The 12110-nt window shown below is 35.4% G+C and carries 12 protein-coding genes; all 12 read left to right on the top strand.

Annotation, left to right across the window (positions count from 1 at the left end; all coding sequences use genetic code 11):
• Nucleotides 1-14: 14 nt before the first annotated feature.
• The 12 genes from galF to M977_RS03430 all read left to right on the top strand — a co-directional run bounded on the left by galF (nucleotide 15) and on the right by M977_RS03430 (nucleotide 12103).
• Complete coding sequence (gene galF, locus M977_RS03485; RefSeq protein WP_064512202.1) at nucleotides 15-911, top strand: UTP--glucose-1-phosphate uridylyltransferase GalF; 897 nt, start codon at nucleotides 15-17, stop codon at nucleotides 909-911.
• Nucleotides 912-1343: 432 nt separating this feature from the next.
• The gene (rfbB, locus tag M977_RS03480) at nucleotides 1344-2429 is read left to right on the top strand and encodes a dTDP-glucose 4,6-dehydratase (protein ID WP_064512200.1); all 1086 of its coding nucleotides are present in this window, start codon (nucleotides 1344-1346) and stop codon (nucleotides 2427-2429) included.
• Complete coding sequence (gene rfbD, locus M977_RS03475; protein ID WP_064512198.1) at nucleotides 2426-3325, top strand: dTDP-4-dehydrorhamnose reductase; 900 nt, start codon at nucleotides 2426-2428, stop codon at nucleotides 3323-3325. Before rfbB ends, rfbD begins: the two co-directional genes overlap by 4 nt.
• Before the next feature lie 54 nt (nucleotides 3326-3379).
• Nucleotides 3380-4258, top strand: coding sequence for a glucose-1-phosphate thymidylyltransferase RfbA (rfbA, locus tag M977_RS03470; protein WP_064512197.1), 879 nt, complete (start codon nucleotides 3380-3382; stop codon nucleotides 4256-4258).
• A gap of 1 nt (nucleotide 4259) precedes the next feature.
• A complete protein-coding gene (gene rfbC, locus M977_RS03465) occupies nucleotides 4260-4802 on the top strand; it encodes a dTDP-4-dehydrorhamnose 3,5-epimerase (RefSeq protein WP_064512195.1) in 543 nt (180 codons plus the stop codon).
• Between the two features lies 1 nt (nucleotide 4803).
• Nucleotides 4804-5916: a dTDP-4-amino-4,6-dideoxy-D-glucose aminotransferase VioA gene (gene vioA, locus M977_RS03460; RefSeq protein WP_064512193.1), complete on the top strand. Its 1113-nt coding sequence runs from the start codon at nucleotides 4804-4806 to the stop codon at nucleotides 5914-5916.
• Complete coding sequence (locus M977_RS03455; protein ID WP_064512192.1) at nucleotides 5913-6482, top strand: acyltransferase; 570 nt, start codon at nucleotides 5913-5915, stop codon at nucleotides 6480-6482. Before vioA ends, M977_RS03455 begins: the two co-directional genes overlap by 4 nt.
• A gap of 11 nt (nucleotides 6483-6493) precedes the next feature.
• Nucleotides 6494-7300, top strand: coding sequence for a glycosyltransferase (locus M977_RS03450; RefSeq protein WP_064512190.1), 807 nt, complete (start codon nucleotides 6494-6496; stop codon nucleotides 7298-7300).
• Complete coding sequence (locus M977_RS03445; protein ID WP_245163480.1) at nucleotides 7297-8211, top strand: glycosyltransferase; 915 nt, start codon at nucleotides 7297-7299, stop codon at nucleotides 8209-8211. Before M977_RS03450 ends, M977_RS03445 begins: the two co-directional genes overlap by 4 nt.
• A gap of 1 nt (nucleotide 8212) precedes the next feature.
• A complete protein-coding gene (locus M977_RS03440; protein WP_064512188.1) occupies nucleotides 8213-9739 on the top strand; it encodes a lipopolysaccharide biosynthesis protein in 1527 nt (508 codons plus the stop codon).
• The gene (locus tag M977_RS03435; protein WP_064512186.1) at nucleotides 9736-10962 is read left to right on the top strand and encodes a glycosyltransferase; all 1227 of its coding nucleotides are present in this window, start codon (nucleotides 9736-9738) and stop codon (nucleotides 10960-10962) included. Before M977_RS03440 ends, M977_RS03435 begins: the two co-directional genes overlap by 4 nt.
• Nucleotides 10934-12103, top strand: coding sequence for a hypothetical protein (locus M977_RS03430; RefSeq protein WP_064512184.1), 1170 nt, complete (start codon nucleotides 10934-10936; stop codon nucleotides 12101-12103). Before M977_RS03435 ends, M977_RS03430 begins: the two co-directional genes overlap by 29 nt.
• The last annotated feature ends 7 nt before the right edge of the window (nucleotides 12104-12110 follow it).

Below are 12110 nucleotides of genomic sequence, written 5' to 3'. Positions count from 1 at the left end.
AGGTGGGCTTGAATATGATTAATTTGAAAGCAGTTATTCCGGTAGCAGGCTTGGGCATGCATATGTTGCCCGCAACAAAAGCTATCCCAAAAGAGATGTTACCGATCGTCGATAAGCCGATGATCCAATATATCGTCGACGAGATCGTAGCTGCTGGTATCAAGGAAATCGTTCTGGTAACACATTCATCCAAGAATGCTGTTGAAAACCACTTCGATACATCTTATGAACTTGAAGCTCTGCTTGAGCAGCGTGTTAAGCGCCAGTTGCTCGCTGAGGTTCAGTCAATCTGCCCTCCGGGCGTGACGATTATGAACGTACGTCAGGCTCAACCGCTAGGCCTTGGTCACTCCATTTTGTGCGCCCGCCCGATTGTTGGCGACAACCCATTTGTTGTGGTATTGCCTGACGTTATCCTTGATGGCGCAAGTGCGGACCCATTGCGTTATAATTTAGCGGCTATTGTTGAGCGTTTCAGAGAGACAGGGCGCAGCCAGGTTCTGGCAAAACACATGCCTAACGTTGATTTGTCTGACTACTCAGTTATCACAACGGAAGAACCGCTAGATAATGATGGGCAGATTGGCCGCATTGTCGAGTTTGTAGAGAAACCGGATGAACCACAAACACTGGATTCCGATCTGGCAGCAGTAGGGCGCTATGTTCTGTCAGCTGATATCTGGGCTGAACTCGAGAAAACCGAGCCGGGTGCCTGGGGACGTATCCAGTTAACCGATGCCATTGCTGCACTTAATAAAAAACAAGCGGTAGAAGTTGCATTAATGACTGGCGAAAGCTACGACTGCGGCAAGAAAATGGGTTATATGCAGGCATTTGTGCAATATGGTCTGCGTAACCATAAAGAAGGCCAGAAGTTCAGGGACAGCATTCAGAAGTTGCTGGCGCGCTGAGAGTTTTGATAACAGTGATGGTACGTATTTGATGCAAAGAGCGGCAGTCAATAGTGGCGGTGAGGTTGTTTGTTTGAAGCCTTGCCAAGACTGATTGCCGTTTTTTTTGAGTTGCATGTTACAAAGTGTGTTTGCCGGTGATGGCAAGACATTCGAATGAACAAAATAGGGTAATCATCTTAGAAGCTACTGATGCTGTAAGCTCTTGTTCATTCGAATGTTTCATAAAATGTAGCCGATATAGAGCAGGGAATTCGTTCTATACATAAGTGTTTAGTGTTCTGGTAGCTGTTAAGCCAGGGGCGGTAGCATGGCTGATGTAAATTATTCCCCCTTTTGTATTAGCCATTATTACCTGAATTAAATTAATTGAAACGTCCGATATTCATTTATCGAAGAAAATTACTACAAGATTAAAGAGAGATTGCATCCGTGAAAATTCTTGTTACTGGTGGTGCCGGTTTTATAGGCTCAGCGGTCGTTCGTCATATCATAAATAATACTCAAGACAGCGTCGTTAACGTCGATAAATTAACCTATGCAGGTAATCTTGAATCGTTAGCAGAAGTTTCTGGTAATGATCGCTATGCTTTTGTGCAAGCAGATATTTGCGACAGAAATGCACTGGACGAAATTTTTGCCGAGCACCAGCCGGATTCAGTGATGCACTTGGCAGCGGAAAGTCACGTTGATCGTTCGATCACCGGGCCTGCGGAATTTATCGAAACCAATATTGTTGGCACTTATACATTGCTTGAAGCAGCCCGAGCATATTGGTCGAAATTAAACGAAGAACGTAAAGCAAGTTTCCGTTTCCACCATATTTCTACCGATGAAGTCTATGGTGATTTGCCGCATCCTGATGAATGTGCGGCAGGAACGGATCTTCCGCTATTTACCGAAACAACTTCATATGCACCAAGCAGCCCTTATTCTGCATCGAAAGCGTCCAGCGACCATTTAGTTCGTGCCTGGCAGCGGACCTACGGTCTGCCTTGTATCGTAACCAACTGTTCAAATAACTACGGCCCATATCACTTCCCAGAAAAACTAATCCCATTGGTTATTCTTAATGCGCTTGAAGGTAAGAACTTGCCTGTATATGGCAAAGGTGATCAGATCCGTGACTGGCTATATGTTGAAGATCACGCTCGCGCACTTTATACCGTTGTGACTCAAGGGTCTCTCGGCGAGACTTACAACATTGGTGGTCATAATGAGAAGAAAAATCTCGATGTGGTACTGGCTATTTGTGACCTGCTCGATGAAATGGTTCCTAAAAACACTTCATACCGTGAACAAATTACCTATGTTGCGGACCGTCCAGGCCATGATCGCCGTTACGCTATTGATGCCAGCAAAATTAGTCACGATTTGAACTGGAAACCGCAAGAAACGTTTGAAAGTGGTATTCGCAAAACGGTTGAATGGTATTTAACCAATCAACAGTGGGTAGATAATATTAAAAGTGGTGCCTATAAATCGTGGATTGAACAGAATTATGGTGAGCGTAAATGAATATTCTGTTATTCGGTAAAACGGGACAGGTAGGCTGGGAATTACAACGCTCCCTGGCGCCTTTAGGAAACATTATTGCGGTTGATGTTCATTCGACTGAATTCTGCGGTGATTTCAGTAATCCAGAAGGCGTTGCTGAAACTGTTCGTCGCGTGAAGCCTGATGTTATTGTCAATGCTGCTGCCCATACAGCGGTAGATAAAGCAGAAAGTGAACGTGATTTTGCCCAATTGCTCAACGCCACAAGTGTCGAAGCCATTGCAAAAGAAGCAGAAAAAATTAATGCCTGGATCATTCATTATTCAACCGATTATGTTTTCCCCGGTGATGGCGAAAAACCGTGGGTGGAGACGGATGCGACAGCACCGTTAAATACTTACGGTGAAACAAAGCTTGCCGGAGAAATTGCGGTGCAAAAATATTGCTCTAAGCATCTCATTTTCCGTACTAGTTGGGTGTTTGCTGGTAAAGGCAATAACTTTGCTAAGACAATGCTACGACTCGCAAAAGAACGTGAAGAGCTTTCCATCATTAACGATCAGTTTGGTGCACCTACAGGCGCGGAATTGCTTGCTGACTGTACGGCTCATGCAATAAAAATGGCAATCGGCAAACCTGAAGTTGCTGGTTTATATCACTTGGTTGCATCCGGGACGACAACTTGGTTTGATTACGCCAACCTGGTGTTTGCTGAAGCGAAAAAAGCAGGCATGGAACTTGCTGTAAGCAAGACGCATCCGGTTCCTACTAGCGCTTACCCAACACCTGCTCGCCGCCCTCAAAATTCACGTCTCAATACTCAGAAACTCCAAAAGACGTTTGGGTTGACACTTCCTACGTGGGATGTGGGTGTTAAGCGCATGTTAGTTGAAATTTTCGCGGCGACGAAAGCATAGCAATAAATTAATAAGTGGTTTTATCAAAGGCCGCTTTCAAAATGGAAAATTAATATGACTTCACGTAAAGGTATTATTCTTGCTGGTGGTTCTGGCACTCGTTTATATCCAGTGACAATGGCAGTGAGTAAACAACTGCTACCAATCTATGACAAGCCAATGATTTATTACCCGCTGAGCACCTTAATGCTCGCCGGTATTCGCGATATCTTGATTATCAGCACTCCGCAGGATACTCCCCGTTTTGAGCAGTTGCTTGGAGACGGGTCTCAGTGGGGACTGAATCTGCAATATAAAGTGCAGGAAAGTCCTGACGGCCTTGCGCAGGCATTTATTATCGGTGAAGAATTTATAGGTGATGATGATTGTGCATTGGTTCTAGGCGATAATATTTTCTATGGTCACGATCTTCAAAAACAACTTGAACATGCAGTAGCCCAAGAGTCAGGCGCTACAGTATTTGCATATCATGTACACGATCCTGAGCGTTATGGTGTAGTTGAATTTGATAAAGAAGGTAAAGCTATTTCACTAGAAGAAAAACCTCTTGAGCCAAAAAGCAATTATGCAGTAACCGGTCTTTATTTCTACGATAATAGCGTAGTGGAAATGGCGAAAAGTCTGCAGCCTTCCCTTCGTGGTGAATTAGAAATTACAGATATTAACCGCATCTATATGGAGCAAGGCCGAATGTCAGTTGCCATGATGGGGCGTGGGTATGCTTGGTTGGACACTGGAACGCATCAAAGCTTAATTGAAGCTAGCAACTTCATTCAGACTATTGAATTGCGTCAGGGGTTAAAAGTAGCTTGCCCAGAAGAGATAGCATTCCGTAAAGGGTTCATAAATGCTGAGCAGGTCAAGAAACTGGCTGCACCGTTAGTGAAAAATGATTATGGTAAGTATTTACTGAAAATGGTTAAAGGCCTCTAAAATGAATGTAATAAAAACAGCTATTCCAGATGTATTAATCTTTGAGCCTAAAGTTTTTGGTGATGAACGCGGTTTCTTTATGGAAAGTTTTAATCAGAAAGTATTTGAAGAGGCAGTAGGGCGGAAGGTTGAATTTGTACAGGATAATCATTCAAAATCCACCAATGGCGTATTAAGAGGTTTACACTTTCAAAAGAAGCCACACGCACAGGGTAAATTGGTCAGATGTATAACAGGTGAAGTATTTGATGTTGCTGTGGATATTCGTCCTGAGTCCCCTACATTTGGCAAATGGGAAGGAGTTTATTTATCAGGTGAAAATAAAAGGCAATTATGGATACCAGAAGGCTTTGCACATGGTTTTTTAGTGATAAGTGCCGAAGCAGATTTATTATATAAAACTACAGGCTATTATAGATCTGATGCTGAGAGTACTATCCTCTGGAATGATCCTATTATAGATATAAAGTGGCCATGTGCGCCTTTTATTTTATCGGAAAAAGATAATAATGGTATTTCATTCAAGGACTTTCAAGGGTGCTGATATGAGAAAAAATATTTTTGTAACACAACCACATTTACCTGAGCTTGATGAGTTTATCCCATATTTGAGAGAAATATGGGATAATAAATGGCTGACAAATAACGGCCCATTTCATCAGCGCTTAGAAAAGGAATTATGTGAATTTTTAAATGTTAAACATATTTGTTTGTTTACAAATGCAACAATAGCTCTTGTTACTGCATTGCAAGCATTGAGAATAAAAGGAGAAGTAATAACAACACCATATTCATTTGTAGCAACCTCGCATTCCATTATGTGGAATAATCTGACACCAGTATTTGTAGATACAGAAATTAATGGTTTCAATATTGATCCTAGGAAAATCGAAGAAGCTATAACACCCAATACTACAGCAATCATGCCAGTTCATTGCTATGGGCATCCATGCGATGTAGAAGAAATACAAAGAATAGCTGATAATTATGGATTGAAAATTATATATGATGCAGCTCATGCATTTGGAATAGAATTTAAAGACAAAAGTCTATTAACCTATGGTGATCTATCAATATTAAGTTTCCATGCAACAAAAGTGTTTAATACTTTTGAAGGTGGGGCCATTGTATGCCCAGACGCTAAAACAAAAGAACGCATAGATAGATTAAAAAACTTTGGTTTTGTAGATGAATTAACAGTAACAGCACCAGGCATTAACGGGAAAATGAGTGAAGTTAATGCAGCATTTGGTCTGTTACAATTAAAATATATACGTACTGCCATTGAATATCGTAAAGAAATTCATTATCGTTATAAAAATGAATTGGGGATTATAAGTGGCATTGAAATAATTGATGAGCAAGAAACTGCTTCTCAGAATTATTCTTATTTCCCAATACTCATAAAAAGCAAAAATAATATCAGTAGAGATGGCTTATATGATTTTTTAAAAATTAACAAGGTTATGTCTAGACGATATTTTTATCCACTAATTAGTGATATGCCTATGTATAAAGGATTATCAAGTTCTAACCCCCAAAAACTTACTAATGCCAAAGATAAATCTCAGAGAGTTCTTTGTTTACCAATTCATGCTTCACTAACAGATGAAGAACAGATGTATGTAATTGAAAAAGTGAAGGAGTATTTTCTATGAGTTATTACTGCGACGCAGAGTTAAAAGAAATTGGCTTTAAGAATATTGGTTGTAACGTATTAATATCCAAGAAATGTTCTATATACGGTGCTGAGCGTATAATGATTGGTAATAATGTTCGCATCGATGATTTCTGTGTTATTTCCGCTGGTAATGATGGAATCGAAATAGGTAATAATGTACATATAGCAGTTTTCTGTCTACTTATAGGTAACGGACTTATTAAGTTATTTGATTATTGTGGTCTATCATCTAGAGTATCAGTCTACTCAAGTACCGATGATTATAGTGGGAATTTCTTAACAAATCCAACGTTACCTAGTCAATTCACGAATGTAAAATCTGGTGAGGTTATTCTTGAAAAACACGTTATTGTAGGTAGTGGTTCAATTATTTTACCCAATGTGACGCTACAAGAAGGAGTTGCAATAGGAGCTCTATCGCTCGTTAATAAAAATTGTGAAACATTTTGGACGTACCTAGGTGTTCCAGCCAAAAAAGTAATAAAAAGAAAGCAGCATTTGCTAGAATTGGAAAACGACCTCCTCAATCTTAAGAAGAAATAGCGTATTTATATATGACCAAAAAATTAGAAGATTGCCCATTCATTAGCGTCGTATTACCATGTAATAGAATTGACCCATATTTCACAGATGCAGTAAATAGTATATTAACTCAGAGTTTTGATGATTTTGAATTAATAATTATTATGAACGGCATGACCGATTATGATATTAAAGATATAATACCTTTTCTTGAATCTGACAAAAGAATTAAATTACTCATTACCAATATAAAAGGTCTTGTCTTTTCGTTAAATTTAGGCATTTCTTTTGCAAGAGGAAAATATATCGCTCGTATGGATGCAGACGACATAAGTCATAGGGATCGTTTCATTAAACAAATTGAGTTTTTAGAAAATAATAGCGAATATGATGTAATTGGATGTCGAATACAACTCATAGATGAACATGGAGAAAATTTAGAAAAAAAATTTCCTTTTTATGAAACATCTCAAGAGATAACTAATATCTTACCTATAAGAAATGTTTTATGTCATCCTGCACTAATGTTTAGAAAAAGTTCACTTTTAGACGTTGGTGGATATAAATTTGGTTTTATGTCGGAAGATCACGAGCTTTTTTTGAGAATGATTCATAAAGGAATGAAGTTTGCAAATTTAGATGATAATCTCTTTTACTATCGTCGTCACGATGGTCAAATAACCAGTTTCGATAACGCATGGAAAAATTTCTACGAGATAAGTTCATTTTTATTTATGTGCTCATTTCGCGATAAACAATTTAAATGTTTGTTAGGAATTATAGTAGTATTTCCTCCGCTTAGAAAAATTATCAATTTTATCAGGAGGTTACGTAGTTGAATATACACGAGTCACAACATAAATTATATACCGTCGCAGTATTATTAGCAGCTTATAATGGTGAACAATATATTGAAGAGCAAATTAAAACAATTATTACGCAAAAAAATGTAAGTGTTACAATATTCATCAGCATTGATTTATCAATTGATAATACACTTAATCTATGTAATGAATTAAGCAAGCAATATACAAATATAGTAATATTGCCCTATGGAGAGCGGTTTGGTGGAGCCGCACGAAATTTCTATAGACTTTTACTAGATACAGATTTATCTAGTTTTGATTATGTATCTTTAGCTGATCAGGATGATTTATGGTATGAAAATAAATTGGAAAGGGCAATTAAAAATTTACAACATAAACATGTTTATTCGAGTAATGTAGTTGCATTTTGGGATGATCATCGAAGATGTTTGATCAGTAAATCACAACCACAGGTCGAATTTGATTACTTTTTTGAAGCTGCCGGGCCTGGTTGTACTTATGTATTAAGAGAGAATGTAGCCAAGGAGTTTAAACGTTTCTGTACATTAAATAAAAGTATCATTCTTGATATAGCTTTGCACGATTGGCTAATATATGCATTTTGTCGTGCTAATAATTACAGCTGGTTTATTGATCCTGAACCTACTATGCTATATAGACAACATCAAAATAATCAAGTTGGTGCAAATAATAGCTTTCGTGCTTTTTGGAAAAGAATAATATTGATCAGAAATGGATGGTATATTAAAGAAGTCTTGAAAATATTCGAAATTTTTGATCATGATAACAAAGAGATTTTACCATTAATAAAGTCTAATAAATTCATTGATAGATTTTTATTAGCATGTAAGGTAAATAAACTTAGAAGACGATTTAGAGACCGTCTTTTTTTATTTGCAATATTTGTGTTCAGAGTTTTTTAAAATGAAAAATAGACTTAAAACAAATGTAATATTTAATTATATAGGACAGATATACTTAGCCGTTATTGGTATCGTTATATTACCTTTTTATTTAAAACTCTTAGATGCAGAATCCTATGGTTTAATTGCATTTTTTACATTACTTCAATCTTGGATGCTTTTATTTGATTTAGGGATGTCTCCTACTTTGGGGAGAGAAGTCGCTATTAATAATAATGGTACAAATGCGAGTAAAACCTATATACTTAAACTTGCACGTAGTTTGGAAACGATCTTTTTTATTATAGCAGTCGTAATGATAATGACGTCTTTATTTTTAAGTCATTATATTGCAATTCATTGGTTAAAGCTAAATAACTTAAATGTTACAGAGGTTGCTAATTGTCTGCTTTTAATGGGGGGGATGCTTGGTTTACGCTGGTTTGTTAGTTTATACAAAAGTGGTATTAATGGTTTTGAACAGCAAGTTTGGGTCAATGTTATCAACGTTATTATTATTACCCTGAGGTTACCATTCCCGATATTGCTATTTATGCATTTCAATATGACAATTACTGGTTATTTCATATACCAAATTTTACTTACTATTGTTGAAGTTTTATTATACGGTATTAAATTTTATTCTAATTTATATCTTGGCCGACTTTCTTATTTTATAAAAATTCCGCTATTATCACCTTCTTGTTTAAAAAAAACATTTCCCTTTATGATCGGAACAGCCTATACAACAAGTATTTGGCTTTTTCTTACACAATTAGACAAGCTTCTTCTCTCCTCTTTTCTAAAATTAAGTGATTTTGGTTACTTTATGCTTGTAATTACATTGGTTAATGGGATTACGATGCTTGCTACCCCAGTTAATAATGCTATTTTGCCACGAATGGCATATCTATTAAATTTAAACAAAAAAGATGAAATGCTTGGTTTATATCATAAAGCCACAAGATTTATTTCAAGTGTTATTTTCCCAATTGTGTTTATGTTATGCTTGAATGCAGAAAAAATTTTATATGCATGGACAAAAAATACTGAAGCTTCTCACTGGGGAAGAGAAATTTTACCACTCTATGCTTTAGGAAATGGTTTACTTGCATTGATTAGTTTTCAATATTTTTTACAATATGCACATGGCAAATTAAAATTGCATATAGTATATAATACTGTTGCTTTTATCTTATTAATTCCTTTGATATACTTTTTTTCGCGAACTTATGGTGCATACGGTACTGGCTGGATTTGGCTTTGTTTGAATATATTTACTTTATTTATATGGTCTGGTTTTGTGCATCATGTTTATGCTCCAAAACATCATATGCAATGGGTGTTAAGAGATATAACACTTCCTCTTGTGATATCTTTTTCCGTAATATTTTGTATGTCGAGATTGTATATCGATAATGTGGATTATAGTTCAAGGGTGTTATTTTTTCTCATGATTGGAATGATTGTATCTTTTGCAGCAATAACATGTTTAATTTTCTCTTTTTGGATGGAAATTAATAGTTATCTTAAAAGGAGAAGAGTATGAAGACAATTTTGTTTATTAATAGTGGATTTAACCTAGGCGGAATCGAAACGTTTTTAGTTAGAGCTGCAGAACAATTAGATGGTGAGTTCTATTATAAACTGCTTATTATGAGCGACTCATTTAATAATGAATTGTTAACAAAATTTAAAAAACATGGAGAAGTTATTTTTCTAAAGGATATAATGAAAACCTTTGATCCTAAATTTGCCACATTAAGAACAATATTTCCACTTAACAAAAAAATCATAAAAACGCTTTTTAATAATGTTGATATAATTCATGCAAGTTGCTCTTTCTCTCTAATGTTAATGAAAAGAATAAATGAGATTCTACCACAAAGAAAGATAGAATCAGTTGGAGTGTATCATTCTCGTGAATTTCAATGGGGCGATACACACAACAAAATGAGAAGAATGCAGTTGTGTAATTTTCATGAAATAGACTCAAAAAATGTTATTTTTATGAATGATTATACTTGCAATCTTTATGGAAATATTTTTCATAAGCCTTATGTTAATAAGTTGCCCATTGGGGTTAATACCGAGCTTTATGCAATGTGTAACCCAGACAAACATAGTCAAAGAATAATATCTATTGGTCGTTTGGTGGATTTTAAAACTTATAATTATAATATGATTGATGCATTAAATAAATTAAATCTTAACGATCGATTTGTTTTTGAAATCTATGGAGATGGACCTGAAAAGGAAAAGATAAAGAAATACGCTCTGGAAAAGAGAGTTGAAACTATTTTTTTTGGTGATGTGGAATATAGTAAATTACCTAGTATACTTGATGGCGCCTTTGCATTTGTTGGCTGTGGTACGGCAATTGTTGAAGCTGCGGCCGCAGGTGTCCCAGCTATTATTGGTGTGGAGTCAGAACGACAAGGCTTAACTCCAGGGTTCCTAACACATACGCAGGGGCTTTCTTTCCAGGAAAAAGGTCTGAATGCTTCAAATCGAAACTTTTCTGAACTTATGAAGTATTTATTATCCCTAAACAATATTGATTATAATTTATTAAGTGAAAATCATCGAAACAGGGCAGAGGTTTTTTCGTTAAAGAAAATGAAGTCAGTTTTGAAAGATTATTATTACAACATGGATGAAAAAAATAAAGATTATAATGTACCATTGGGTTATAAATTTTCACTTATTCTGTGGGTTCTATCAAATAAAATAGGGGTCAATCATGAACGCACAAATATGTATGACTTCTAACAAAAAAAAGATCCAAGATCAAAATATATTTTTTTGTGTCTTAGCCGCTTTCTTCCCTCTAGGAAGTAGTATCGGAGTAACTATTGCCTGGGGAGTATTACCTCTAGTAGCTATAACTTTTACATTGTTAAATTCTAGGGTTATTTATACAAAAGGGTTGGTCCTTTTTTTTCTATTTTTCATTGTGCTATGCATCAACTATATTATAGTTGTTCAATATGTTGATTATAAAGAACGTATAAATATTAATTTGATATTATCTCTAGTTGGATGTTTTTACTTTTGCGTGTGTTTTTTTTCTAGTTCTTTCACGATTGATAAATTAAAACGAGCTATTGATTTAACATTGTCAATTAATGTATTGTTTTTTTTAATTCAATTTATCTCTTATTATGTATTAAATTTTTACCTAGATTATAGTCGATTGTCAGGTGGGTTTGGTGCAAGAAATTTTCATGATACACTTTTTCGTGCGTCAGGGATATTTAATGAACCTGCTGAATATTCTTCTGCAATTATTTGTCTTATTAGTATTCGGTATTTACTTGGTGGTTATATTAACAAACGGGGGTATTTGTCATTGGTCACAGTGGCAATGTCATTCTCAATTGTTGGTATTATACAGGTTTTTTGTTTTTTATTTTTAGTGAATATAAAAAAAATCTTTAGACAGCCAATGTTTATATTTGTGATGATAGGTTGTTTGTTGTTATTAGTCGCCTGTTTTAATGATTATCTATTACAAAGATATCAATTGTTTATTATGGGCGGTGATGGTAGTAATAACACTAAAATCGACACTATTAATTATTTCCTTCAGAATCCCAAATATTTATATGGTGGAGCAGGTCTCATGGGGTATGATTTATTTAAAATGCCACTATTTTTTCAAGGTCTATATGATCTTACTTTTTGGGGTGCAAATATTACAATATTTGGTGTTTTTGGTGGCTTAGTAATAAATATTTTATTTTTGTTTTTTTTGATAAGGAATTTTTCATTTCAGAAAATATTAATTATAATGTTGTGCTTGTTAAAAATAAATGTCATGATTTATGCTAGCTATTGGTTTTTTATTTTATCCCTTATTATGATAGTGGATTTCAACAAAAAAAATAATTATGAAAGAAGAATTTATTGAGATAGAG

It is taken from the genome of Buttiauxella gaviniae ATCC 51604 (assembly GCF_001654835.1).
Lineage (GTDB): Bacteria > Pseudomonadota > Gammaproteobacteria > Enterobacterales > Enterobacteriaceae > Buttiauxella > Buttiauxella gaviniae.
This window is presented reverse-complemented; position numbering and strand designations above follow the sequence as displayed.

Excerpts from the sequence above, each read along its gene's own strand:
- M977_RS03450 (WP_064512190.1), top strand. The coding sequence starts at position 6,494 with ATGACCAAAAAATTAGAAGATTGCCCATTCATTAGCGTCGTATTACCA.
- rfbC (WP_064512195.1), top strand. The coding sequence starts at position 4,260 with ATGAATGTAATAAAAACAGCTATTCCAGATGTATTAATCTTTGAGCCT.
- M977_RS03455 (WP_064512192.1), top strand. The coding sequence starts at position 5,913 with ATGAGTTATTACTGCGACGCAGAGTTAAAAGAAATTGGCTTTAAGAAT.
- M977_RS03430 (WP_064512184.1), top strand. The coding sequence starts at position 10,934 with ATGAACGCACAAATATGTATGACTTCTAACAAAAAAAAGATCCAAGAT.
- galF (WP_064512202.1), top strand. The coding sequence starts at position 15 with ATGATTAATTTGAAAGCAGTTATTCCGGTAGCAGGCTTGGGCATGCAT.
- M977_RS03435 (WP_064512186.1), top strand. The coding sequence starts at position 9,736 with ATGAAGACAATTTTGTTTATTAATAGTGGATTTAACCTAGGCGGAATC.
- vioA (WP_064512193.1), top strand. The coding sequence starts at position 4,804 with ATGAGAAAAAATATTTTTGTAACACAACCACATTTACCTGAGCTTGAT.
- rfbD (WP_064512198.1), top strand. The coding sequence starts at position 2,426 with ATGAATATTCTGTTATTCGGTAAAACGGGACAGGTAGGCTGGGAATTA.
- M977_RS03440 (WP_064512188.1), top strand. The coding sequence starts at position 8,213 with ATGAAAAATAGACTTAAAACAAATGTAATATTTAATTATATAGGACAG.
- rfbA (WP_064512197.1), top strand. The coding sequence starts at position 3,380 with ATGACTTCACGTAAAGGTATTATTCTTGCTGGTGGTTCTGGCACTCGT.